The sequence below is a fragment of the Leucobacter sp. M11 genome (assembly GCF_035726885.1).
Taxonomy (GTDB): domain Bacteria; phylum Actinomycetota; class Actinomycetes; order Actinomycetales; family Microbacteriaceae; genus JAPFRB01.
This window is the reverse complement of sequence record NZ_JAPFRB010000001.1, coordinates 784,708-785,015: the sequence shown is the minus strand read 5'-3', so window position 1 is coordinate 785,015 and position 308 is coordinate 784,708. Positions and strand designations below refer to the sequence as shown.

The 308-nt window shown below is 71.1% G+C and carries 1 protein-coding gene; it reads right to left on the bottom strand.

The features are described from left to right. On the bottom strand, positions 1 to 308 hold a 308-nt coding region (locus OOT08_RS04045), incomplete at both ends, for a thiamine pyrophosphate-dependent enzyme (protein WP_325091245.1).

The following is a 308-nucleotide window of genomic DNA, read 5'->3' as shown; positions in this document are numbered from 1 at the left end:
GGTCTCCAGCTCCTGCACGCTCATCAGGAAGCCCCCGTCGCCCGCGCCGAGGACGGGCAGGCGCTCCGGCCGGGCGATCGCCGAGCCGATGGCCGAGGCCAGCCCCAGCCCGATGGACTGGAAGGCCTGGGTGAAACAGAACCCGTGCTCGTCGGGCACGTCGAGATAGGCGCTCGGGTAGCCCATAAAGTTTCCTGAGTCGACCGCGACGATCCGCTCCGCCGGGAGCAGCGCATCCAGTGCTCGGCTCAGCTCGCGCGGATCGATCAGCCCGTCCCCGCCCAGATCCGGGGTGGGCGTCTGCGCCC